The organism is Pseudomonas sp. AC255 (genome assembly GCF_979258175.1).
On sequence record NZ_OZ409841.1, the window covers coordinates 5,043,408 to 5,067,191 of the forward strand.

Annotated in this window: 17 protein-coding genes and 2 pseudogenes; 12 read left to right on the forward strand and 7 right to left on the reverse strand. The window is 59.5% G+C overall.

Translation table 11 applies throughout. The annotated features are described in order from the left end of the window. Positions 1-29 precede the first annotated feature (29 nt). Both ACZZ0K_RS22755 and ACZZ0K_RS22760 read right to left on the reverse strand, forming a co-directional pair. A complete protein-coding gene (locus ACZZ0K_RS22755; protein WP_056787075.1) occupies positions 30-1,349 on the reverse strand; it encodes an LLM class flavin-dependent oxidoreductase in 1,320 nt (439 codons plus the stop codon). Between the two features lies 1 nt (position 1,350). After that, complete coding sequence (locus ACZZ0K_RS22760) at positions 1,351-3,576, reverse strand: TonB-dependent receptor (protein WP_258707447.1); 2,226 nt, start codon at positions 3,574-3,576, stop codon at positions 1,351-1,353. 203 nt (positions 3,577-3,779) lie between these two features. Here ACZZ0K_RS22760 and ACZZ0K_RS22765 point away from each other — a divergent pair, with 203 nt between their 5' ends. Beyond that, on the forward strand, positions 3,780-4,817 hold the full coding sequence (locus tag ACZZ0K_RS22765; protein WP_252879235.1) for a LacI family DNA-binding transcriptional regulator: 1,038 nt from the start codon (positions 3,780-3,782) through the stop codon (positions 4,815-4,817). A 38-nt stretch (positions 4,818-4,855) separates the two neighbouring features. Here the strand turns inward: ACZZ0K_RS22765 and ACZZ0K_RS22770 are convergent, their stop codons facing one another. From ACZZ0K_RS22770 to epsC, 4 genes are all read right to left on the reverse strand, one after another. Beyond that, entirely contained in the window at positions 4,856-5,257 is a 402-nt protein-coding gene (locus tag ACZZ0K_RS22770) for a type II toxin-antitoxin system HicB family antitoxin (protein ID WP_039756416.1), read from the reverse strand. Beyond that, positions 5,232-5,456 carry a hypothetical protein gene (locus tag ACZZ0K_RS22775; protein ID WP_252879234.1) on the reverse strand — a complete coding sequence of 75 codons (225 nt, stop codon included), beginning with the start codon at positions 5,454-5,456 and terminating at the stop codon, positions 5,232-5,234. Before ACZZ0K_RS22775 ends, ACZZ0K_RS22770 begins: the two co-directional genes overlap by 26 nt. Before the next feature lie 48 nt (positions 5,457-5,504). Continuing rightward, a complete protein-coding gene (gene betT, locus ACZZ0K_RS22780) occupies positions 5,505-7,466 on the reverse strand; it encodes a choline transporter BetT (RefSeq protein ID WP_167333564.1) in 1,962 nt (653 codons plus the stop codon). A gap of 472 nt (positions 7,467-7,938) precedes the next feature. Continuing rightward, positions 7,939-8,865 (reverse strand): serine O-acetyltransferase EpsC, encoded by a 927-nt coding sequence (epsC, locus tag ACZZ0K_RS22785; protein WP_024011175.1) that lies wholly within the window; start codon positions 8,863-8,865, stop codon positions 7,939-7,941. Positions 8,866-9,055: 190 nt separating this feature from the next. Between epsC and ACZZ0K_RS22790 the strand changes: the two are divergent. The 11 genes and pseudogenes from ACZZ0K_RS22790 to ACZZ0K_RS22840 all read left to right on the forward strand — a co-directional run bounded on the left by ACZZ0K_RS22790 (position 9,056) and on the right by ACZZ0K_RS22840 (position 20,545). Next, positions 9,056-10,047, forward strand: a pseudogene (locus tag ACZZ0K_RS22790) (D-cysteine desulfhydrase). Between the two features lie 282 nt (positions 10,048-10,329). Further along, positions 10,330-11,130 (forward strand): cystine ABC transporter substrate-binding protein, encoded by an 801-nt coding sequence (tcyJ, locus tag ACZZ0K_RS22795; RefSeq protein WP_016772199.1) that lies wholly within the window; start codon positions 10,330-10,332, stop codon positions 11,128-11,130. After that, a complete protein-coding gene (tcyL, locus tag ACZZ0K_RS22800; RefSeq protein WP_016772200.1) occupies positions 11,130-11,795 on the forward strand; it encodes a cystine ABC transporter permease in 666 nt (221 codons plus the stop codon). Before tcyJ ends, tcyL begins: the two co-directional genes overlap by 1 nt. Before the next feature lie 4 nt (positions 11,796-11,799). Then, entirely contained in the window at positions 11,800-12,549 is a 750-nt protein-coding gene (gene tcyN / locus ACZZ0K_RS22805) for an L-cystine ABC transporter ATP-binding protein TcyN (RefSeq protein WP_076565047.1), read from the forward strand. 462 nt (positions 12,550-13,011) lie between these two features. Continuing rightward, positions 13,012-13,776: a hypothetical protein gene (locus ACZZ0K_RS22810; RefSeq protein WP_236168232.1), complete on the forward strand. Its 765-nt coding sequence runs from the start codon at positions 13,012-13,014 to the stop codon at positions 13,774-13,776. Positions 13,777-14,039: 263 nt separating this feature from the next. Continuing rightward, positions 14,040-15,281, forward strand: coding sequence for an SfnB family sulfur acquisition oxidoreductase (locus tag ACZZ0K_RS22815; protein WP_258707445.1), 1,242 nt, complete (start codon positions 14,040-14,042; stop codon positions 15,279-15,281). Positions 15,282-15,308: 27 nt separating this feature from the next. Further along, positions 15,309-16,502 carry an SfnB family sulfur acquisition oxidoreductase gene (locus ACZZ0K_RS22820; RefSeq protein WP_095181110.1) on the forward strand — a complete coding sequence of 398 codons (1,194 nt, stop codon included), beginning with the start codon at positions 15,309-15,311 and terminating at the stop codon, positions 16,500-16,502. Further along, positions 16,502-17,893 carry an LLM class flavin-dependent oxidoreductase gene (locus ACZZ0K_RS22825; protein ID WP_463559394.1) on the forward strand — a complete coding sequence of 464 codons (1,392 nt, stop codon included), beginning with the start codon at positions 16,502-16,504 and terminating at the stop codon, positions 17,891-17,893. Before ACZZ0K_RS22820 ends, ACZZ0K_RS22825 begins: the two co-directional genes overlap by 1 nt. 85 nt (positions 17,894-17,978) lie before the next feature. Continuing rightward, the gene (locus ACZZ0K_RS22830) at positions 17,979-18,788 is read left to right on the forward strand and encodes a MetQ/NlpA family ABC transporter substrate-binding protein (RefSeq protein ID WP_252882994.1); all 810 of its coding nucleotides are present in this window, start codon (positions 17,979-17,981) and stop codon (positions 18,786-18,788) included. Between the two features lie 2 nt (positions 18,789-18,790). Next, positions 18,791-19,912: a methionine ABC transporter ATP-binding protein gene (locus tag ACZZ0K_RS22835; RefSeq protein ID WP_236168237.1), complete on the forward strand. Its 1,122-nt coding sequence runs from the start codon at positions 18,791-18,793 to the stop codon at positions 19,910-19,912. Continuing rightward, a pseudogene (locus ACZZ0K_RS22840) lies at positions 19,902-20,545 on the forward strand (methionine ABC transporter permease). Before ACZZ0K_RS22835 ends, ACZZ0K_RS22840 begins: the two are co-directional and overlap by 11 nt. Before the next feature lie 77 nt (positions 20,546-20,622). On the opposite strand, the gene ACZZ0K_RS22845 reads toward ACZZ0K_RS22840, so the two are convergent. Beyond that, positions 20,623-23,430 (reverse strand): RHS repeat domain-containing protein, encoded by a 2,808-nt coding sequence (locus tag ACZZ0K_RS22845; protein WP_258707444.1) that lies wholly within the window; start codon positions 23,428-23,430, stop codon positions 20,623-20,625. Positions 23,431-23,784 lie beyond the last annotated feature (354 nt).

Here is a 23,784-nt window from a genome sequence, read left to right on the forward strand (position 1 = left end):
GAATCCCCTCGCCACAAAAGCCCCATCAATCATGCAAAGCGATTTGCAGGTCGAACCAGCCCCAGGTTCTGCCGCAGCGTGCGGCCTTCATATTCAGTTCTGAACAAGCCACGCCGTTGCAGTTCCGGCACCACGCCATTGGCGAAATCTTCCAGCCCGCCCGGCAGGTGCGGCACCAGCACATTGAAGCCGTCCGCCGCGCCTTGTTCGAACCACTCCTGCAGGCAATCGGCAATCTGTGCCGGCGTGCCGACCAGGCTGTGATGCCCCCGCCCGCCAGCGATCCTGCGACCAAGCTCGGCGAGGGTCAGGCTCTCCCGCCCGGCCAGCTCGGTCAGCAATTTCTGTCGGCTCTGCTGACCGCTGTCAGTCAGCGGCAATGGCGGCAGCGGCCCGTCCAGCGGGTACTTCGATAAATCGAAGTTGCCCAGCATACGCCCAAGCAGCGCGACGCCCACCTCCGGTTCGACCAATTGCTGAAACGTTTCAAACTTTTCCTGCGCTTCAGCTTCGGTAGCAGCGACCACCACGAACACACCGGGCATGATTTTCAGCGAATCGGTGCTGCGCCCGAACTTGGCCAAGCGTCCCTTGATATCAGTGTAAAACGCCTGTGCGGCGGCCAGCGAAGTCTGCGCGGTGAACACCACTTCCGCCGTTTGCGCCGCCAGTTCGCGCCCGGCTTCGGAAGAACCAGCCTGGACGATCACCGGTTGCCCCTGCGGCGAGCGCGCGACGTTCAGCGGGCCTTTGACCCGGAAATGTTCACCGACATGATCGAGCACGTGCAGCTTCTGCGGGTGGTAATAGGCGCCGCTGGCCTTGTCGCGGTGGAAGGCATCGTCTTCCCAACTGTCCCAGAGCCCGGTGACCACCTGATGAAACTCACGGGCGCGGCTGTAGCGTTCGGCGTGGCCGATGTGTGCGTCGCGGCCGAAATTCAGCGCCTCGGCCGCATTGTCCGAAGTCACCAGATTCCATCCCGCCCGTCCGCCCGACAAATGATCGAGCGAAGCGAACTTGCGCGCGACGTGGTATGGCTCGTTGTAACTGGTGGTGGCCGTGGCGATCAGGCCGATGTGCTCGGTCACCGCGCTCAGTGCCGAGAGCAAGGTCAGCGGCTCGAAGTGATCGGAGCGCGCCATGCGGCTGGCGATGTTTTCGGTCGGTGCGGCGACGCTGTCGGCGACAAACAGCGCATCGAACTTTGCCGCTTCGGCGATCTGCGCCAGACGTTTGTAATGGGCGAAATCCAGCCCAGCATCCGCCGGCACGTCCGGGTGCCGCCAGGCCGCTACGTGATGCCCGGTGGCCATGAAAAACGCACCGAGTTTCATCTGTCTGCTCATCTCAGAAATCCTTGCGCAGTTGCACGCCGAAATAGCGCTCGTCATCCCGTGGCACGGCGCGATAGATGTAGCTGCCGCCACTGGCCAGCAATGACGAATAGGATTTGTCGGCGAGGTTCTTGCCGAGCAGGGCGACACGCCAGCCATTGCTGTAATCGGCCAAGGCGACGCTGGCGTTCCACAGCCCGTAGGCGCCCTGTTTGGTATCGGGGTTCTGGCTGATGTCGTACTGCACTTCGCTCTGCCAGCTGTAGTCAGTGCCCAGTTCGATATCGAGACCGTTGTCCAGCGGAATTGTGTAGTCGGCGCGCACGTAGCTTTTCCAGTCCGGGCTGAACGGCAATGGTTTGCCGTTGACGTTGCACGACGCCGCCGCGCCGGCCGGGCAGGCGAGTTCGTCGATGCGTGCGCGGGTGTAGGCCAGTGAGCCGGAGAACTTCAGTTGCTGGGTGGCTTGCAGGGCGTAATCGAGTTCGATGCCTTCACTGGTGACGCTGCCGGCGTTGATCAAACGCGTCACCACCTGCCCGGCGACGGTGTCGAAAAAGTTCGCCTGATAGTTGTCGTACTCGCTGTGGAAGATCGCCAGGTTGGTGGTCAGGCGGTTGTTCCAGGAGGTGGCTTTGATCCCCACTTCCCAGGTGTTGGAGGTCTCCGGTTTCAGCGCTTCGGTGTCGCGCGGCTGCATGTTGAAAAACACGTTGTACGCCGGGCCTTTGTAACCGCGCGAATAGGTCAGGTAACTGGTAACGGTATCGCTCAGGTCATATTGCAGACCGAGGCGACCGGACCAGCCGTCCTCGTCCACCGAGCCAGAGCTACTGGTCGCCGGTTGAATGCCGCTGACGGTGGTCGCTGATGTTGAAACGCGACGGTGATCGTATTTCAGATCATCGTGGGTATAGCGCAGACCGGCGATGCCGCGAAAGTTCGAAGTGAAGTTCAGCGTGCTCTCACCAAACACCGCGTAGCTGTCGCTGGTGGTGCTGTAATCGGCAACGCCACGGTCGGTGCGTGTGGTGGTCGTGAGGGTGCGCTGATAGGTCTCGTCGTCCTTGCCGTGCATGTAGAACAGGCCGCCGACGTACTCGAGAAACTCGCCCTTCGGTGAGGCCAGACGCAGCTCTTGCGAATACTGGTCGAAAGCCAGATCGCCTTTATCTGCCGTGCCGGGGAACGCCGCCGTCACGGTGCCGAGGCGATCACCATCCTGATACTGGGTATTGTCCCAGCCGCGCCATGCGGTGATCGATGTCAGCGTGTAATCGCCCAGTTGCCAGTCGAGCTGGCCGGACAGGCCTTTGTTGATGTCCTCGATGTGAGAGCGGGTGTCGGTGTTGATGTCGCGGTTGTGGCTGCTCGCGCTCACCGGACTCAGCGCGTTGGCGAAGGCCGGCGTCAGCGCTTGGCTGACGACACCATTGGGCGCGTCGTCGTGGGACTGCATGTAGTCCGCGATCAGGGTGAAAGTAATGTCGTCGTTCGGGGTGAATTCGAGTTTGCCGCGCACACCGCGGTGGTTGTAACCGTTGACCTCGTGGCCGTTGTGTTGATTGTCGATGTTACCGTCGTACGTGCCGAACAAGGTGCTGATCGAGCCCTTCAGCGTGTCCGGAATCAGACTGCCGCCAAGGCCGAAACGGCTGCGGCTTTCGTTGCCGCTGTAGAACGCCTGATCGATATAGCCGTGTGTTTCGGCGGTCGGTGCCTTGCTGGAGATGTTGAGTACACCGGCCGAGGCGTTCTTGCCGAACAGCGTGCCTTGTGGGCCACGCAACACTTCGACGCGCTCCAGATCGAGCAGATCCAGCGTGGCCTGACCGGGCCGCGCGTACACCACGCCGTCGATCACTGTCGCCACGGTCGGCTCGACGCCGGGCGAGGTGGAAATCGTGCCGACGCCGCGCACGAATAACGAGGTGTCCTTGTTCGAGGCGCCGGTACGGAAATTCAGCGACGGCACTTGCTGAACGATGCTCGCCAAGCTATTGCGGTTATCGCGTTCGAGCTGTTCGCCGTCGAGCACGGAAACCGCCACCGGCACTTTCTGCAGGGACTCTTCGCGGCGAGTCGCGGTCACCGTGACGGATTTCAGCGTCGGTTCCTGATCGCTGCTGTCAGCGGCAAACGCCATGGGCAGCGGCAGCGCCGCCAGCCCGGTGAAAATCCAGCCCGCCGCGTGTATCGACTGCGTCAGTGTGTGTAATGCCCCAGGAAAATTACGCATAGGTGTTCGCTCGAAAATGGCCCTGAACCGCTGCCGTTCTGCGACGACAGCGCCTGAATCTGTCTTGGGCATTCGCTCGAGCGAGTAGCAGACAACGCGCCTTGTTAGCGCTAACATCGGCAATATTGGCCATCGGCGAATAGAGCGTCCAATACTGAAAAATTACTTTTATATGCGATTTGGTTTTTAGAAAGGATCGAGTCTTGAACGTAGAAAAACCGCGTAAACGTCGTGGCGCCGGCCGTGTAACGTTGAATGCCGTGGCGCGTGCGGCCGGGGTGTCGGCGATTACCGTGTCGCGGTATTTCAATCAGCCCGAACAGGTTTCGCCCGAGCGGCGCGAGCGTATTGCAGCGGTGGTTGCCGAGCTCGGTTATGTGCCGAATCTGGTGGCGGGTGGTCTGGCCTCGGCGCGGGGGAAAATCGTCGGCATGGTCATTCCGAACATCTCCGGGCCGATTTTTGCCAACACGATCCAGGGCTTCAGCGACACCCTTAGCCGTCACGGTTATCAACTGTTGCTGGCGTCGAGTTATTTCGATATCAAGCAGGAAGAAAATGCCGTGCGCGCGTTTCTCGGCTGGTCGCCGGCAGCGCTGGTGCTGACCAGCCACTTTCACAGCGCAGGCACCGAGAAAATGCTCGCCGAGGCGGATATTCCAGTGATCGAAACCTGGGATTACCAGCCGGAACGCGGGCCGATGCAGATTGGCTTTTCGCATTTCGAAGTGGGCGTGACAGCGGCAAGGCATCTGCTGGACAAAGGCTATCAACGCATTGCTTTCGTACAGAACAGTGCGCCGGGCGACTTCAGTGCACTGGAGCGCCGCGATGGTTATGCCGCCACTGTGCGTGAAGCAGGACGTGAGCCATGGATCTTCGCCCCGGACGCCGACCGCGCACCGTTCGAGGCCGGCAAGCAAGCGATGGACGCCCTGATGAACGCCTCACCACGCCCCGACGCGATCATCTTCGCCAACGACAATCTCGCCGCCGGCGGCCTCCTCGCCGGACAACGCGCGGGTATCAAAATCCCCGCAGACTGCGCCGTGCTCGGCTTCGGTGATTACCCGTTTGCCGAGATGTTATTGCCCAGTCTGAGCACGATCAAACCGCCAGCGCTGGAGATTGGCGTGCTGGCGGCAACGCGAGTGCTGGAAAGCCTTGGCGTACTGCCCAACGAAGCAGTGCAACGGCTGAACCTGCTGCGATGCCAAGTGATCGAGCGCGAAAGCTCCTGACTGCGGGAGTGAGCAGGATCGCTCCCACAGAATTTCTGTCATACCGACAATTCGCGCAGCGCAGCCGCCGCCAGAAATCCGGAGCGGGAACGGTAGCGCCGGTCTCGCCGGACGGTCTGGTCAATACGTTCCAGCAACTGCTCGGGCAATGTGGCATTGAAGCGCACTGATTTGCCGAAGTAAGGCGTGATGTCAAAGTCGACCACGCCCCAGATACCGCCCGCGTAATCCGGGTTATCAAGATGAGCATCAATGTCGCGCACTTGCGGCAGTGGGGCGCCATCGGCGACCAGCCCCTCGTAGTGCAGCGCCAGCGCTTCCTGCGTGTTTTCGAAAGCTTCGGCTACCGTGGCGCCTGCGGAATAACACCCCGGTACGTCCGGAATGATCACGCCGTAGTCCGAGTCGGCATCCTTATGCAGAACGACCGGGAATTTCATAAAGGTTTCCTTCGCCCTTTCCGACGTCAAGAATTACAACTCTAGGGCATAAAGCGCGCAGCGATACACACCATACACACTTGGATAAATAATAGTCTGTTTCGTGATCATCACAGAGGGACGGATCGCCGGCGGGGCCCAAGATTGCGATGGGCAGTGCGGTGTTTGGCGTGCCGGTGGCGGCGATGGTGTTGTTCATGGTGCTGAGCGCCGAGGCGTAAAAACCTCTCGGCGCTCAGCCGCTGGATCAACGCACCAGATGCAGGAACTGCATGTGCCGTTCGTACTGGTCGAGGATGTCGTTGATGATCTGCTCTTTGGTGTAGCCGACCAGATCGTAGTCCTGACTGCCCTCGCTCAAGTGCACTTCGGCGCGGTAGTAGCGGCGATTGTTGAGTTGCTTGGAACCCATGCCGCCACGCGCGAACGATGGCGTGAAGTAGCCGCGCATCTGCACCTGATAGATGAACGGATGCTGCTCGCCATGGCCGATTTCCAGGCTGACGTTGTCATGCGCCGGATCCGGCTGGGTAACCACGTGCAGGCCTTTTTCGACGAACACGGCGGTCACTTCTTCGATCGCCGGGCGGACGGTGCTTTCCATGAAGCGGTACACCTCGTCGCGGGACGGGAAGTGCACGGCCTGACTCAGGCGCTGACGCCAGCCACCGGTGCCACGCCTTGAACCGGAGACCGGCGCCAGCGAATGCAGCTGCGCGATCTGCTTCTGCGACTCCAGATAGAACGCCTTGTGCAGGCCCCACATCATCAGCAGCAGAATCAACGAGAACGGCAATGAGGTCAGCACCACCGCCGACTTCAACGCATCGATGCTGCCGGAAAACAGCAGTGCGCTGGTGATCAGCGCGGTCATCGCACCCCAGAACACCCGCAGCCATTTCGGCCCGTCTTCATCCGGGTTGCCGCCTTTCGCCGACAGGGTGGAGAGCACCACGGTGCCGGAATCCGCAGACGTCACGAAGAACACGAAGCTGATGAACACCGTCACGGCGATGACAGTCTTGCTCCACGGATAGGTTTCCAGCAGCAGATAAATGCTCATCGACGGATTGTCGATGGCCGACATGCCCAGCGCACTCATGCCGTGATTGAGCACCTGGTCCAAGGCGCTGTTGCCGAAGATCGACATCCACGCCAAGGTGAAACCCAGCGGAATCAACAGCACGCCGAAGACGAATTCACGGATGGTGCGGCCACGGGAAATCCGCGCGATGAACAGGCCCACGAACGGCGACCATGCGATCCACCAGGCCCAGTAGAACACGGTCCAGCCGCCCAGCCAGTCGCTCGGTTTGTCATAGGCGTAGAGGTCAAAGCTCTTCATCGGCAAAGCGCCGAGGTAGTCGCCGACGTTCTGGATCAGGGTGTTGAGCAGGTGCTGAGTCGGCCCGGCAAACAATACGAACAGCAGCAGCCCGCAGGCCAGCAGCATGTTGATGTCCGACATCACCCGCACGCCTTTGTCGACGCCGGAGACGGCCACAATGATCGCCGCACCCATCATCAGCGTGATCAGGCCGACCTGAATCCACTGCGTGTGGGCGATGCCGAACAGGTAGTCCAGCCCGGAGTTCAGATGCAGCACGCCGAAGCCCATGTCGGCACCAAGGCCGAACACCGTGGCGATGATGCCGAAGCCGTCCACCGCATAGCCGATCGGGCCGTTGATGCGTTTGCCGATCAGCGGATACAGCGCCGAACGCAGGGCCAGCGGCAGGTTGTGCCGATAGGCGAAATAGGCCAGCGCCATGCCGACGAAGGCAAACACGCCCCAGCCATGCAGGCCCCAATGCAGGAACAGGATCTGCATCGCCTGGCGCGCCGCGTCCGCCGTGCCCGCGTCGCCTTGCGGTGGCTGGAGCATGTGGGTCAGCGGTTCGGAGACGCAGAAGAAGAACAGCGTGATGCTGATCCCGGCGGCGAACAGCATGCCGGCCCAGGACAGGTAACTGAATTCGGGTTCGTCGTGGTCGGCACCGAGTTTTATCTTGCCGTAGCCGGATAAAGCGGTGACCACCACGAAGACCAGATACAGGGTCATCGCGAGCATGTAGTACCAGCCGACCGTGTTGGCCGCCCAGTTTTGCGCTTCCAGCAACCAGGCGCCGGCCTGCTCGGGGATGGCGATGACGACAAGACCAAACAGCAGAATGACCGTCGCGGCGAAGTAGAACACCGGCGGATTCATGCGCACCAGACCGCTGGCGGGGGTAGACGATGCACTCATGAAAGGTGCACCTCGAAGGGTTGAAACGTGGCTGAAATGATCGGACTCAGCAAAGGCAAGCCTCCTGTTGTGAGCGGGCAGCGAACCACCGGTTTAACTTGAATGAACGTTCAAGTTAAACATGAATGGGGCGGTAAGGACTAATCGCAGGGCTGGGCGGTAGGTTTCCTACAGCGCCCGAGGAGGTTTATGACGCGGGTTTTGTGAGATTCGTTCACTGCGCCAAGCAAGAATCAAAAGCCCCTCACCCTAACCCTCTCCCAGAGGGAGAGGGGACTGATTGGGGGATGTTCAGAATGTGCGCCAACCTGAGGAAACCGTGCCGAATCCATAATCGACCCGGTATTTCAGGTCGATGTATGACGCAAAACACCTCGGTCGGCCCCCTCTCCCTCCGGGAGAGGGCTGGGGTGAGGGAAAAGGATTCCACGGCCTACTTCTGCGTCCCGTCATCATGCTGCAGATTTGCCTGCGTCAGATTCGCCCCCGCCGGCACACTGCGCGTCAGCCAGACGTTGCCGCCAATGGTCGAGCCCTTGCCGATGGTGATCCGTCCTAGAATCGTCGCCCCGGCATAAATCACAACGTCATCCTCAACGATCGGATGGCGCGGGTGGCCCTTCTGCAATTGGCCGTCCTCATCCGCCGGAAAGCGCTTGGCACCCAAAGTCACCGCCTGATAAATGCGCACCCGTTCGCCAATGATCGCGGTTTCGCCAATCACTACGCCTGTGCCGTGATCGATAAAGAAACTGCGGCCGATCTGCGCGCCCGGGTGGATATCGATGCCCGTCGCCGAGTGCGCGATTTCCGCGCTGATCCGCGCCAGCAGCGGCAGCCCGGCACGGTATAAATGGTGCGCCAGGCGATGGTGAATCACCGCAAGAATGCCCGGATAGCACAGCAGCACTTCGTCAACGCTGCGTGCCGCCGGGTCGCCGTGATAAGCCGCCAGCACATCGGTGTCGAGCAGCGTGCGCAGGCCCGGCAAGGCCAAGGCGAAATCCTGCACGATCTGAATGGCGCGGGTCTCGACTTCACTGTCGTCCTGCGCGCTGTGGCGGGCAACGTAACGCAGCTCCAGGCGCGTCTGCGCCAGCAATGCATTGAGCGCTACATCAAGCGTGTGGCCGACGTAGAAGTCTTCACTTTCTTCACGCAGATCGACCGGCCCCAGACGCATCGGGAACAGCGCGCCACACAGCGCCTCGAGGATTTCCGCCATCGCCGCTCGCGATGGCAATTCGCGGCCGCCCTGCTCCCCTGAAGCCCGGCCATTCTGTGCGCGCCACTGATCCCGCGCGCTGCGCAGCTGGCTGACGATGGTCTGCAATTGCCAATGGCTGGAACGCTCGCTCACGGTAAAGACTCCTCACGGGCGGCCGGACTGTCTGGCCGCGTCAACGGCGCCTACTTTACGGCATGCCTTTGCCGACGAATTAAGAACCGATAGTGCTGGCCTCAGTCCATTTGGCTATAAGTGATTGGCGGTTGCCCGGGCAAAATCGCGTGCCTATAGTCCTTTCATTCTTCTGCGCCAGTACGGACTCATGATCAAACAACAGCTGCAACGCTTCCCCCGTCTCGAACTGCTGAGCCACCCTACTCCGCTGGAAAAACTCGAACGCCTGTCCACTTGGCTTGGTCGCGAGGTGTACATCAAGCGCGATGACCTGACGCCGCTGGCGATGGGCGGCAACAAGCTGCGCAAACTGGAATACCTGGCCGCCGACGCGCTCGCGCAAGGTGCTGACACGCTGATCACGGCCGGTGCGTTGCAATCGAACCACGTGCGCCAGACCGCCGCGCTGGCCGCGAAACTCGGCCTCGGTTGTGTGGCGCTGCTGGAAAACCCGCTCGGCACTGATGACGGAAATTACACCGGCAACGGCAACCGCTTACTGCTGGATCTTTTCGACACCAAAGTCGAGCTGGTCGACAACCTCGACAATGCCGACGAACAACTGGCCGCCCTCGCCGTGCGCCTGCGCAGCAACGGCAAGAAGCCGTATCTGGTGCCGATCGGCGGCTCCAACGCCCTTGGTGCTCTGGGTTATGTGCGCGCCGGGCTGGAGCTGGCTGAGCAGATCAAGGACAGCGGCCTCGATTTCGCCGCAGTGCTGCTGGCGTCGGGCAGTGCCGGTACTCACAGTGGCCTCGGACTGGCGCTGAGTGAGGCGCTGCCGCAACTGCCGGTGATTGGCGTGACCGTTTCGCGCAGTGAAGAAGATCAACGCTCGAAGGTGCAGGGGTTGGCCGAACGCACGGCAGAGCTGCTGGGCGTCGAGTTGCCGGCCAGCTTCAAGGTCGAGCTGTGGGACGAATATTTCGGCCCACGTTATGGCGAACCGAATGCCGGGACTTTGGCGGCGGTGAAACTGTTGGCGGCTCAGGAAGGTCTGTTGCTTGACCCGGTGTACACCGGCAAGGCCATGGCCGGCCTGTTAGACGGGATTGGCCGGCAGCGATTCGATGACGGCCCGGTCATCTTCCTGCACACCGGGGCGCGCCAGCGTTGTTTGCCTACAAGGATTTTCTGTAAGAGCAGATCAAGAAATCGCAGCCTTCGGCAGCTCCTACATGAGATCACCTGCAGCAGCTGCCGAAGGCTGCGATCTTCAAGCAGTCACGCATATTCCTGAAATGAATAACAATTTTAGTATTAAGTATTTTCAAGTCTAAAACAGACATCTTATAGTCTCGCCGCAGGCGAATTTCGGGCGAGACGCTTAAGCTGCTTTAAGGCAGGATAGCGCTGTCGTTCAAATCACCAATTTGCCTACATTCCTTAAGCGTCTTCCATAAGAAAACACAGGGGCTTGTCATGAATTTTTCCGCACTACGTCGCACTCTGCTGGTCGGTTCGCTGGGTCTGGCACTGAGCGCCGGCCTGATCGGTCAGGCAGTGGCCGGTGAGCAGTTGCAACAGATCAAGGACAAGGGCGTTCTCAACGTCGGCCTGGAAGGCACTTACCCACCGTTCAGCTACGTCGACGAGAACGGCAAGCTGTCGGGTTTTGAAGTGGAGCTGTCCGAAGCCCTGGCGCAAAAACTCGGCGTCAAGGCCAAGATTCAGCCGACCAAATGGGACGGCATCCTCGCCGCACTCGAATCCAAGCGTCTGGATCTGGTGGTCAACCAAGTGACCATCTCCGACGAGCGCAAGAAGAAGTATGACTTCTCCGAACCGTACACCGTCTCCGGCATCCAGGCCCTCGTGCTGAAAAGCAAAGAGTCGGCGCTGAACATCAAGACTGCCGCTGACCTGTCCGGCAAGAAAGTCGGTGTCGGCCTGGGTACCAACTACGAGCAGTGGGTCCGCGCCAACGTGCCGGGTGCTGACGTGCGCACCTACGATGATGATCCGACCAAATTCGCCGACCTCAACAACGGTCGTACCGATGCCATCCTGATCGACCGTCTGGCTGCCCTCGAATACGCCAAGAAAGCCCCGAAAACCGTAGCTGCCGGTGAGGCCTTCTCGCGTCAGGAATCCGGTATCGCCCTGCGCAAAGGCGAGCCTGAACTGCTGGCTGCGGTGAACAAGGCGCTCGACGAACTGCGTGCTGACGGCACTCTTGAGAAACTGTCGAAGAAATACTTCAACGCAGACGTCACTAAATAATGGAAGAGGCTTTCCAACTCGCGCTGGATTCCGCGCCCTTTTTGTTGAAGGGCGCGTACTACACGGTAGTCCTCAGCCTCGGCGGGATGTTCTTCGGTCTGCTGCTGGGCTTCGGCCTCGCGCTGATGCGCCTGTCGCGCTTCAAATCGGTCAGCTGGCTGGCCCGCATCTACGTGTCGTTCTTTCGCGGCACGCCGTTGCTGGTGCAGCTGTTCGTGATCTATTACGGCTTGCCGCAACTGGGCATGGAGCTTGATCCGCTGCCAGCAGCGCTGATCGGTTTCTCGCTGAACATGGCCGCCTACGCATGTGAAATCCTCCGTGCCGCGATCGGTTCGATCGAACGCGGTCAGTGGGAAGCCGCTGCGAGTATCGGCATGACCCGCGCGCAGACCCTGCGCCGGGCCATCCTGCCGCAAGCGATGCGCACGGCATTGCCGCCGCTGGGCAACAGCTTCATTTCGCTGGTCAAGGACACGGCGCTGGCCGCGACCATTCAGGTGCCGGAGCTGTTCCGTCAGGCGCAGCTGATTACCGCCCGGACTTTTGAAGTCTTCACCATGTATCTTGCCGCCGCGCTGATCTACTGGATTCTGGCCACGGTGCTTTCGCACTTGCAGAACAAGTTGGAAGAGCGGGTCAATCGGCACGACCAGGAGTCCTGACGCGATGATTGTCGTGGAAAAACTGACCAAGCAATTCAAGGGACAGGTCGTGCTCAACGGCATCGACCTTGAGGTAAAGGAAGGCGAAGTCGTCGCGATCATCGGTCCCAGTGGTTCGGGGAAAACGACGTTCCTGCGATGCCTGAATTTCCTCGAAGAACCCACCAGCGGCCGGATCAAGGTCGGCGATATCGAAATCGATACCAGCCGCCCGCTGAACCAGCAGCAAAGCCTGGTGCGCAACCTGCGCCAGCACGTCGGCTTCGTGTTCCAGAACTTCAACCTGTTCCCCCATCGCACCGCTTTGGAAAACGTCATCGAAGGCCCGATCGTGGTCAAGAAGATGCCGCGCGACCAGGCAGTTGCTCTGGGTAAAAAGCTGCTGACCAAAGTGGGGCTTGCCGGCAAGGAGGACGCGTATCCGCGCCGGCTTTCCGGTGGCCAGCAACAGCGCGTGGCAATTGCCCGGGCGCTGGCGATGGAGCCGGAAGTCATTCTGTTCGACGAACCGACCTCCGCCCTCGACCCGGAACTGGTCGGCGAAGTGCTGGCGACCATTCGCGGTCTTGCCGAAGAAAATCGCACCATGGTGATTGTCACCCATGAAATGGGTTTTGCCCGTGACGTGGCCAATCGCGTGGTGTTTTTCGACAAGGGCGTAATTGTTGAACAAGGTGAAGCCAAGGCACTGTTTGCCAACCCGAAAGAAGAACGCACCAAACAGTTTCTCAGCAAGTTTCTGAATCACGCCTGAGAACTTTCTCTGCCACAGCCCTCAACTTCCACGGACGGAAGTTATCCCTCCCCCGGCATTTCATTCTTCTAAACATTTATTACTTGTGCGCGCAGATAAACATTGCGCAACGATGACGCACATCCTCGATTCGTCATATTTCCACACGTTTGCCGGTGAACGAACCCGCACAAAACGCCGCGAAACCGCTGTTTATCTGTAGCTGATTTCGCGCTTACGCCTAGGCTTATTGCCTCGATGACGTAGGAGCTTTCTGATTAACTTGTAATTTACGCATTAACTAATCCCCTCTATTGACACCCCTCTCCGCAGACTTTTATCTAGTCGGCAACCGGCGCCCCTTAGTTCAAACAACCCGCACTAATACCGAGCAAATACTTGTCGCTTTTATTGCCAGTTGATTCGCGCCTTTTTTGTTTTCCAGAAACGGATTTCGCTGCAAGACTTCAAGGAGAGAAACCGATGACCCGCACTTCGCACACACCCGAACTTGCAGCGCCAACGCTGGCATGCGCACAAAAAACCGGCATTAACCTGGCAACAGCAGCCCACCTGCTCATCGACGTGCCGCCCTACTGCGGCATGGACGATGGCGATCTGATCGAACTGTTCTGGAACAAATGTTATGTCGCTTCGAAAGTCCTCAGCGCGGCCGATGTGGGCGAGTCGGTCAGCCTGCGGGTGCCGGAGAGTTTCATTGCCAATGGCACCGCGCGCATTCACTACCGCGTGATGCAGGTCGGCCAGGGCCCCGCGCTTTCGGCAACGACGCGGATACAGGTCAAACTCGATTGCCCGGGTGGCCAGCCCGCTGCGCACTGCGAAGATGAAAACCAGCAACTGGCACCGGTGATCATCCCCGAAGCGATTCGCCGCCAGGGCGTCAACCCCAGCCAGATCAAACGCGGCGTGCCGCTGACTATCGAGCCTTATCTGAACATGGCCGAAGACGACGCCATCACATTGCGCTGGGGTGATGTGCGCATGGATCTGGCGGCGCTCACTGCGGCCGACGTCGGGCTGCCGATTCAGGTCTGGGTGCCACCGGCGGTCATTGTCGAAGCGGGCGAAGACCTGCGGCTGGACGTGACCTACTGCATCCTCGACCGGGTCGGTAACAACTCGCGCTGGGCACCGCCGCGCACACTCAAAATCGGTTGCGTGAATCCGTACGTGAAAGTCCCGTTGAAGCCCGAATTCAAGGCCGCTGAATCACGTACCAAGTGAGACCTGCTCAAGGTGGGAGGTCAGTTATCTCTCACCTGAACCTCGTTAACCAAGCCGAACATCCACCCTTCTATGCATATTCCTAAAAGTTAGTTCATTTAATTTTTATACACGCTTAGGGTATATGCACCGGACCACCGGACATTCTTTCAATCGTCGCACTCCGCGGCGTTTTTCATGAGATGTGAGGTAGGTATGGTCCGGAACACAATCACCCCAGTGCAGATCGCCAGGGCATTGCGTGCAGCCAGGGAGCGGCACTGATGTCCAGTCTGGCAGATGCGAATCTGCAGTCCGATCTGGACATCGCCCCACTGTTATTGCCCGCGCAAGTACTGCGCAACGACGCTCAAGCCATCAAGGCCGCCCACGAGCTGGCGCAGGCCGCCCGCGTGCAGGCGGCCAAACGCGACCGTCAGCGCAAGCTGCCATGGTCGGAAATTGAACAGTTCACCCGCAGCGGTCTGGGCAGCATTGCCATCCCGCGCGAATACGGTGGCCCGCAGGTTTCCTTCGTCACATTGGCTGAAGTATTCGCGATCATTTCCGCCGCCGACCCAGCGCTCGGGCAGATCCCGCAAAACCAGTTCGGCATCATCCATCTGGTGCTCGGCACCGCCACCCAAGCGCAGAAAAAGCAGCTGTTCCAGAGTGTTCTGGAAGGCTGGCGCATCGGCAATGCCGGCCCGGAACGCGGCACGAAAAACACCTTGGAACTGAAGGCGCGAATCAGTGCAGATGGCGACGACTACGTGATCAACGGCCAGAAGTTCTACTCCACCGGCGCCCTGTTCGCCCACTGGGTCGCGGTGAAAACGCTCAACGATGACGGCAAGCAAGTGCTGGCCTTCGTCCGTCGCGGCACGCCAGGTTTGCGCATCGTCGATGACTGGTCGGGTTTCGGCCAGCGCACCACCGCCAGCGGCACGATCCTGCTGAACAACGTGCGCGTCGAGTCGAGCCTGGTCATCGACAACTGGAAGATCAACGACAAGCCGAACACCCAAGGGGCAGTGTCGCAGCTGATTCAAGCGGCCATCGACGCCGGCATCGCACGCGGCGCTATCGACGACGCCATCGACTTCGTCAAAAGCCGCGCGCGGCCATGGATCGACGCCAAGGTCGAGCGCGCCAGCGATGACCTCTACGTGATCGCCGATATCGGCAAACTGAAAATCGAACTGCACGCCGCCGAAGCGCTGCTGCGCAAGGCCGGACAAGTGCTTGATCAGGTTCACGCGGCGCCACTCACTGCTGAGTCCGCTGCTCGCGCTTCGATCGCCGTGGCTGAAGCAAAAGTACTGACCACCGAGATCTCGCTGCTGGCCAGCGAAAAGCTCTTCGAACTGGCCGGCAGCCGCGCGACCCTCGCCGAATTCAACCTCGACCGCCACTGGCGCAACGCCCGCGTGCACACCCTGCACGACCCGGTGCGCTGGAAATATCACGCAGTCGGCGCCTATCGCCTGAACGGCACTTTGCCGGCTCGCCATTCCTGGATCTGAGACGACCAGTCATCTGGAGAACCCCCTATGACGCTTTCCCATCACGTCGCGCTCATCACCAGCGATGAGCAAGCCCTGATCGTCGCCAGCGACCTGGCCGAAGATTTCAAACGCGACAGCGCGATCCGCGACCGCGAACGCCGCCTGCCATTGGCCGAGCTCGAAGTGTTTTCCCGCTCTGGCCTGTGGGGCATCAGCGTGCCAAAAGACTATGGCGGCGCGGGCGTATCCAACGTCACCCTGGCCAAAGTCATCGCCCTGATTGCGCAGGCCGACGGTTCACTCGGGCAAATTCCGCAGAACCATTTCTACGCACTGGAAGTGCTGCGCGTGAATGGCAGCGATGAACAGAAACAGCGCCTGTACGCCGAGGTCCTCGCCGGCCAACGCTTTGGCAATGCCTTGGCAGAACTGGGCACCAAAACCGCTCACGACCGCGTCACCAGCCTCGAACGCGACGGCGCTGGTTATCGCATCAACGGTCGCAAGTTCTACTCGACCGGGGCGATTTACGCGCAGCGCATTCCGACGTCGGTGGTCGATGAAAACGGCGTACAGCAACTGGCCTTCGTCCCGCGCGAGAGCAAGGGCCTGACGGTGATCGACGACTGGAGCGGCTTCGGCCAGCGCACCACTGGCAGTGGCTCGGTGGTGTTCGAAGATGTCTATGTAGCGGCTGAAGATGTGCTGCCGTTTCAGAGCGCTTTCGAGCGCCCGACCACGGTCGGCCCGCTGGCGCAGATTCTCCACGCCGCCATCGACACCGGCATTGCCCGCGCCGCTTTCGAAGATGCCTTGCATTTCGTGCGCAGCAAAACCCGTCCGTGGATCGATTCCGGCAACGACAAGGCCACCGAAGATCCGCTGACATTGAAGAGCTTCGGCCACTTGAGCATTCGGTTGCACGCCACCGAAGCCTTGCTCGAACGTGCCGGCGAAATCCTCGATGCCGCGCAAGCCGAAACCAACGCCGAAACCGTCGCCGCCGCATCGATCGCGGTTGCCGAAGCGCGGGCGATCAGCACGGAAATTTCCCTCGCCGCCGGCAGCACCCTGTTCGAACTGGCCGGCAGCCAGGCGACGCTGAGTGAACACGGCCTCGACCGCCACTGGCGCAACGCCCGAGTGCATACCCTGCATGACCCAGTGCGCTGGAAATATCACGCAGTTGGCAATTATTACCTCAACGACGAAAACCCTCCGCTGCGAGGGACGATCTGATGAGCGCTGCGAAAAAGAAAATTCTGCTCAACGCGTTCAACATGAACTGCATCGGCCATATCAATCACGGCCTGTGGACGCATCCGCGCGACACTTCGACCCGCTACAACACGATCGAATACTGGACCGAACTGGCGCAGTTGCTTGAGCGTGGATTGTTCGATGGTTTGTTCATCGCTGACATCGTCGGCGTCTACGACGTCTACCAGAACTCGGTGGACGTCACGCTGAAAGAGTCGATCCAGTTGCCGGTCAACGATCCGCTGCTACTGGTTTCAGCGATGGCAGCCGTCACCAGAAACCTCGGCTTCGGCCTGACCGCCAATCTCACTTACGAGCCGCCGTATCTGTTCGCCCGACGCATGTCGACGCTAGATCATTTGAGTCGCGGCCGGGTCGGCTGGAACATCGTCACCGGTTATCTGGACAGCGCCGCCAAAGCCATGGGCCTGCGCGAACAGGTCGAACATGACCGCCGCTACGACCAGGCCGAAGAGTATCTGCAGGTCTTGTACAAGCTCTGGGAAGGCAGTTGGGAGAACGGCGCGGTGCTCAACGACCGCGAGCAGCGCATCTACGCCAACCCGGACAAAGTGCACAAGATCGAGCACAAGGGTGAGTTCTATCAGGTCGAGGGTTATCACCTCTGCGAGCCGTCACCGCAGCGCACGCCAGTGCTGTTTCAGGCCGGTAGCTCCGATCGCGGCTTGCTCTTCGCCGGGCGTCATGCCGAGTGCGTATTCATCAGCGGCCAGAACAAACCATCGACCAAAGTGCAGGTCGACAAGGTCCGTGCCAGCGCGGTCGAAGCCGGGCGCAATCCTCAAGACATCAAGGTGTTCATGGGCCTCAATGTGATCGTCGGCGCCACCGAAGAAGCGGCGTGGGCCAAGCATGCCGAGTACCTGAGTTACGCCAGTGCCGAGGCCGGCGTGGCGCATTTTTCCGCCTCCACCGGCATCGACTTTGCCCAGTACGAAATCGACGAACCGATCCAGTACGTGAAGAGCAACGCGATTCAGTCGGCGACGAAAAACCTGCAAAACAACGACTGGACCCGGCGCAAATTGCTCGACCAGCACGCCCTCGGTGGTCGTTACATCACCGTGGTCGGCTCGCCCGAGCAAGTGGCGGATGAACTGGAATCGTGGATCGCCGAAACCGGTCTGGACGGCTTCAACCTGACCCGCATCGTCACCCCGGAAAGCTATGTCGATTTCATCGAACTGGTGATTCCCGAGCTGCAGCGGCGCGGCTCGTACAAGACTGCGTATGACAGCGGCAGCTTGCGCGAGAAATTGTTTCACGGTGAGGCTCAGTTGCCTGAGCAACACAGCGGATCTTCGTACAGGCATCAGAAGCTTCGCGAGCAGGCTCGCTCCCACATTTGAAATGCGTGCCCCTGTGGGAGCGAGCCTGCTCGCGAAGAGGCCCTCCCCGACAGCAAAAATTCATGCACTGACTGGAAAAACCACCATGACCAAAAAAACCCTGTCCCACCCAGTCAAAGCACTGGCCCTGGCCTTCGGCCTGTTCAGCTCGGCGGTGTTTGCTGCCGATGCGCCGCTGAAAATCGGCACCACCGCCGCTTTTGCCATCCCGCTGGAAGCCGCCGTCGAGGAAGCCTCCAAACAGGGCCTGCAAGTCGAACTGGTGGAATTCACCGACTGGATCGCGCCCAACGTCAGCCTCGCCGCTGGCGACATCGATGTGAATTACTTCCAGCACATTCCGTTCCTGGAAAACGCCAAAGCCGCGTCCGGTTTCGATCTGGTGCCATTCGCTCCTGGGATCATTAACAACGTCGGTCTGTATTCGAAGCGATACAAAAGCTTCGATGAGCTGCCCGAAGGCGCCAGCGTCGCCATCGCCAACGACCCGATCAACAGCGGACGCGGTTTGCAATTGCTCGCCAAGGCCGGGTTGATCAGCCTGAAACCGGGCGTCGGCTACAAAGCCACCGAAGACGACATCGTCGCCAATCCGAAGAAGATCAGGATTCTTCAGGTCGAAGCCGTGCAACTGGTGCGCGCGTACGACGACGCCGACCTGGTCCAGGGTTATCCAGCCTATATCCGCTTGGCGAAGACCTTCGATGCCGGCTCGGCGCTGCTGTTCGACGGTCTCGATCACAAGGAATACGTGATCCAGTTCGTCATCCAGCCGAAGAGCAAAACCGACCCGCGCCTGATCAAGTTCGTCGACATCTATCAGCATTCGCCGGCCGTTCGCGCGGCACTGGACAAGGCCCACGGCAAGCTCTATCAGGCCGGCTGGGAAAGCTGAACATGACCGCAGCGATCCAACGGCGACTGGAGCTTCCAGAGCCACACAATGCTGAAAAAACCGAGCTGCACCCCGAGTTGAATCGCGCCCACGTACGCTTTATTGGCGTGGGCAAAACCTACGACGGCCGGCAAGGTCCGGTCGCGGCCTTGCAGGGCATCGACCTGGCGATTCAGCGTGGTGAAGTGTTCGGCATCATCGGCCGCAGCGGCGCCGGCAAGTCGTCGCTGATCCGCACGATCAATCGCCTGGAACAGCCAACGTCGGGGCGGGTGCTGATCGATCAGGTCGATATCGGCGAGTTCGATGAAGACCGCCTCGTCGCTCTGCGCCGGCGTATCGGCATGATCTTCCAGCACTTCAATCTGATGTCGGCCAAGACCGTCTGGCAGAACGTCGAGTTGCCACTGAAAGTCGCCGGCGTGCCGAAGGAACAGCGCGACAACAAGGTGCGCGAACTGCTCGAACTGGTCGGCCTGCAAAGCAAGCACAAGGCCTACCCGGCACAACTCTCCGGCGGGCAGAAGCAGCGTGTCGGCATCGCCCGCGCGCTGGTGCATGACCCGGACATTCTGCTCTGCGATGAAGCGACATCGGCACTCGATCCGGAGACCACGCAGTCGATCCTCGGCCTGTTGCGCGAGATCAACAAACGCCTCGGCCTGACCATTGTGCTGATCACTCACGAAATGGCAGTGATCCGCGACATCTGCGATCGCGTCGTCGTGCTTGAGCATGGCCATGCGGTCGAGCAAGGCCCGGTGTGGCAAGTGTTCGGCAATCCGCAACACGAGGTCAGCCAGACCTTGCTCGCGCCGCTGCAACACGCCTTGCCGGAAGAATTGCAAAGCCGTTTGCAGGCGCAATCCACGGCTTCTGATGCAGCGGTGGTGTTGCGTTTGCAGTTCACCGGCAGTGCCGCTGATGAGCCGGATCTGGCCGCGTTGTTTGCGGCGTTGGGTGGCCAAGTGAAGCTGCTTCAGGGCGGCGTGGAAAGGATTCAGGGTCATGCGCTGGGGCAGCTTTTACTGGCCGTCAGCGGCTCGGCGTTCAGCGCCGGGCAATTGCGCGAACGCGCCGGGCAATGGGCGCAACGAGTGGAGGTATTGGGCTATGTGGTTTGATCGCTTGCTGCAGGGTTTTATCGACACTTTCCTGATGGTCGGCGTGTCGTCGCTGATCGCGCTGCTGGTGGGGATTCCCATGGCGGTGATTCTGGTCACCAGTGACAAGGGCGGGATCTATGAGGCGCCGCTGTTGAACCGTGCGCTGGGCGCCTTCGTCAATCTGTTCCGCTCGATCCCGTTCCTGATTCTGATGGTTGCGCTGATTCCGTTTACCCGCCTGATCGTCGGCACCACCTATGGCGTGTGGGCCGCTGTGGTACCGCTGACAATCGCCGCAACGCCCTTCTTCGCGCGGATCGCCGAAGTGAGTCTGCGCGAGGTCGATCATGGTCTGATCGAAGCCGCGCAGGCCATGGGTTGCCGGCGCTGGCATATCGTCTGGCATGTGCTGCTGCCCGAGGCGCTGCCGGGGATTGTCGGCGGTTTCACCATCACCCTGGTGACGATGATCAATTCGTCGGCCATGGCTGGGGCAATTGGTGCTGGTGGGCTGGGGGATATCGCTTACCGCTACGGTTATCAGCGCTTCGACAGCCAGATCATGTTGACGGTGATTGTCTTGCTGGTGGCGTTGGTGGCGGTGATTCAGTTGGGTGGGGATCGGTTGGCTCGGGGTTGAACAAGCGGTGAAGCAGACTCTTTGCTTCCGATGGCTGGGACGCCAGCGCCCACCATCGGATGCGAACTGGTGGCGCTACTGTGAGTGTTCACCCGACATAACCTGGAGTAATCGAATTTTTTTTCAGAAAAGCCCGGGTATTTCCCTGATCAAGCGTGTTTTCCATGTTTTCTCTTGTCTGAAAAATCAGACTCGTCATGTCTTTCCACTTCACGCTGTTATGAGATTGCCACTCCACATACTCATCAGGCGAAGCCAGACCCGTTTCGACACCCGACATAATCCTTGTCAATACTTGCCACGTTTTGGATTGCATTTGGTGAAACACTGGATACAGATTTCCAAATGAAGCCAGATTATTGATTGAAGGCTTCAGATCAAAGCTGTCGACTCCGGTCAACGTCATATATTTACGTGACTCATCCTTCAGATGGAAGGCAGCAGCCCCATAGGCTGAAGCGCCACCCGCGCTGGCCAGACCGGAAGAGAGTTTCAAAGCCCCATAAAAAGGCCTGAAATCCCCATTGAATTTCGGATGATCTAGCGAGCCATACTCTTTTATTATTCTGGAAGGGGAATGAGCATAGTCAAACATGCCCATTTCGAAACCATCCCGGATCTCCGTTGCAAAACCTGGTTTAACCCCTTGATGCCACATATTCATGAGGCCATCACCTTCTAGATCAGGGATGCTTTCCGGATTGATATTGAAAGTCAGTTTCGCCCTGGATATGACATCAACAGCGGCTTCCAGCAATTCATCCGCAGCCACATCGCTCTGGATGCGCGCCAGCTTTTTAATTTTGCCAATGGCAGAACTCTTATCCGTGTCCTTTCTAGCCATGATGCTGGGGAGCAAATGCAATTTGAAATGGGCCCTGCGCGCATGCTCCGCGTCACTTTCGCCGCTCAAAACGCTACTCAAACCTCTGACCGTCCCCTGTTCATCAACGAAAATCAGCGGACTATTTCCTAGCATTGCGTAAAGATTGATTCCATCGATATCTCGGCCAGGATCGGGACTTGTCCAGCGTTGTAACCACGGCGCGTAATAACGATATCCATAATAGTAAAGACCGGTCGCATCCCGCTCTTTGCCTGAGTAGCGAATCGTTTTGTTTTTCACCGCCAATGCATTTTTACCCGCCCAGCACGCCGTGCCACCAAACGGGTAATAGTGCTCCTGAGTCAAAATCCCCGCACCATCATCCAATTCCAGCGTGCTGGAACCAAGATGATCACTGAGGCTGTAACGCAGTTGGTCGCCTTCCACCCCGCTTGGCCAGTGCAGCAGTCGTACCCGATTGCGCCCGGTGTCGACATTGACGACATGTCGCTCGACACCATCGACTTCGCGATGAATCTCAAGCCCCGGCAGATAACGAACTTCTACCGTCAGCTTCTGACCGGACGCTTGGCTGACAGTCGTTTTACGCAACCGATGCCCCGGCTCGTCGTAGCCATAACATTCGTAGTCATCGCTTTCATTCGGACGTTTCAGCAACACAACCCGGCTCAACTCATTGCGTACGTTCCAGCACATGGCCTGACCACGTTGCAACTCCAACTGATTACCCGCCGCATCAAATCCCAGCGCTATCTCCGCTTCTCCGGGCAAGGAACCATCGTCGCGCTGCGCCAGGCTTCGGTTGCTGCGATGGGAGGTGTACATCGAAAAACCCGGCGCACCGCTGTGATGGCGAGTGATGAGGTTGCCCGCTGCGTCGTAGTCGAATTTCTGCGTGTAGTTGCGCCGTTGATTAGGATCCAGCGGCGTTGGCAGCAGCTCCGGCAAGGCCGGGCCATGACTGGGCTGGCTGACTTCCCAGCCGCTGGCCTCGACCAGTTGATAAAGGCTGTCGTAGCGATACCGACTGACCGGATCGATGCGCTGATTGTTGAGCCAGGACACGGCTTGAGTCTTGTCTTCCAGGCTGACGATGTTGCCCACCGGATCGTAGACGTAATTCAGATCCTGCAACGGAGGATGCGTGCCGACACTGGCGAGCAGTCTCAGCAACCGGCCGTCATCGCGGCTGTATTCGGCGCGGGCGATGACGCCGTTGCCGGCCGTTTCGCTTTCGATCTGACCCTGCGCGTTGTAGCGAATCGCGCTGACCAGGCACTTCGGCTGCCTGCCCTCGCCGGCCTGCAACAGCCAGGTCGCGCAAGCTTGCCCGGCGATGTTGTAATGCTGCGTTCTGAGGTTTCCAACCGCGTCGGTGTGATGCTGCAACTCGCCGGTTGGAATGAACGTCTGCCGGGTGACGTAGGTTGTTTCCTCGAGATAGTCATCCCGCCGGTCGGGTTCGAGCGGCCAGTCAGGCGTCTCGAGCTCGATCAAAAAGCGTCGCGACTCCACCACCACTGCGCCACCGAGGCCGTAGCCATCGAAATGCCGATTGCCGGCCGGGTCGTCGTGGCGGATTGGTCGACCGCACTGGTTGTGCTGTGCGTGATCATCGGTGGCTTTTGCATAGGTCCAGCGCTCGACCACGTGAGGCTGCCCGTCGTGCGCCTGCTCGGTGAGGGCTAGCGGTCGCAGCAGATCATCGTATTGGCGGTGACTCTGACTGCCCCGGGCATCCCAGCCAGAACACATCGAGCCCGCTTCATTCAACAGCCGCACCTGCCAACCGGAGTCGACGCTGTCTGCGAGTAAGTCTTGACCGCTCAATGCGTAGAGTGTGGCCAGATTCGGCTTGGGCGCAACGCCGTACAAACGCGGATCCCACGACGCTACCTGACGCCCCGCCTCATCAAAGATCTGCCGGGTGATGCGCGATTCGATGTCGGCTTTATCCGGGTGTCGGCAATAGGCAACGCTGCGAACCACCAGTGCGCGCGGGTCAATGACCGACAAGGTCGGAGTGGCGGTGTCATGGCGGGTATTCACGGCTACGCGAGTCCCTGATGTCTATACGCCGAGACTGAACCAGTTTTCTCCATCCCGATACTGTAAGAACTACCAGTTGCATTCAGGTTTGCGCACCCATGCGGTCATTCAGACAGGCTGGCGCGAGGACTGAATAAGCGCTAAGGTCGATGGCGGCAGGTGGCCATCAATCAGGCCCTTGTGATCGCGATATCTTAGGCAACGCCCTTCGCAAAAATCAGATGCTTCCTACACCACTTTTGTCGTTTCGCCAGCCCGAACCACGGGGGTTTGCAGGACGATTCCTAGAATATTTTGCCCGCTTGTACCCGAAATATCCTGTAGCTAATCTCCGGTCGTCACTGTTTTGCGGTG

What these genes read in the sequence shown, in the direction of transcription:
- ACZZ0K_RS22810 (WP_236168232.1), top strand. Translation starts at nt 13,012, where the DNA reads ATGACCCGCACTTCGCACACACCCGAACTTGCAGCGCCAACGCTGGCA.
- tcyL (WP_016772200.1), top strand. Translation starts at nt 11,130, where the DNA reads ATGGAAGAGGCTTTCCAACTCGCGCTGGATTCCGCGCCCTTTTTGTTG.
- ACZZ0K_RS22830 (WP_252882994.1), top strand. Translation starts at nt 17,979, where the DNA reads ATGACCAAAAAAACCCTGTCCCACCCAGTCAAAGCACTGGCCCTGGCC.
- tcyN (WP_076565047.1), top strand. Translation starts at nt 11,800, where the DNA reads ATGATTGTCGTGGAAAAACTGACCAAGCAATTCAAGGGACAGGTCGTG.
- ACZZ0K_RS22775 (WP_252879234.1), bottom strand. Translation starts at nt 5,456, where the DNA reads ATGAACAACACCATCGCCGCCACCGGCACGCCAAACACCGCACTGCCC.
- ACZZ0K_RS22815 (WP_258707445.1), top strand. Translation starts at nt 14,040, where the DNA reads ATGTCCAGTCTGGCAGATGCGAATCTGCAGTCCGATCTGGACATCGCC.
- tcyJ (WP_016772199.1), top strand. Translation starts at nt 10,330, where the DNA reads ATGAATTTTTCCGCACTACGTCGCACTCTGCTGGTCGGTTCGCTGGGT.
- ACZZ0K_RS22755 (WP_056787075.1), bottom strand. Translation starts at nt 1,349, where the DNA reads ATGAGCAGACAGATGAAACTCGGTGCGTTTTTCATGGCCACCGGGCAT.
- ACZZ0K_RS22760 (WP_258707447.1), bottom strand. Translation starts at nt 3,576, where the DNA reads ATGCGTAATTTTCCTGGGGCATTACACACACTGACGCAGTCGATACAC.
- ACZZ0K_RS22825 (WP_463559394.1), top strand. Translation starts at nt 16,502, where the DNA reads ATGAGCGCTGCGAAAAAGAAAATTCTGCTCAACGCGTTCAACATGAAC.
- ACZZ0K_RS22770 (WP_039756416.1), bottom strand. Translation starts at nt 5,257, where the DNA reads ATGAAATTCCCGGTCGTTCTGCATAAGGATGCCGACTCGGACTACGGC.
- betT (WP_167333564.1), bottom strand. Translation starts at nt 7,466, where the DNA reads ATGAATCCGCCGGTGTTCTACTTCGCCGCGACGGTCATTCTGCTGTTT.
- ACZZ0K_RS22835 (WP_236168237.1), top strand. Translation starts at nt 18,791, where the DNA reads ATGACCGCAGCGATCCAACGGCGACTGGAGCTTCCAGAGCCACACAAT.
- ACZZ0K_RS22820 (WP_095181110.1), top strand. Translation starts at nt 15,309, where the DNA reads ATGACGCTTTCCCATCACGTCGCGCTCATCACCAGCGATGAGCAAGCC.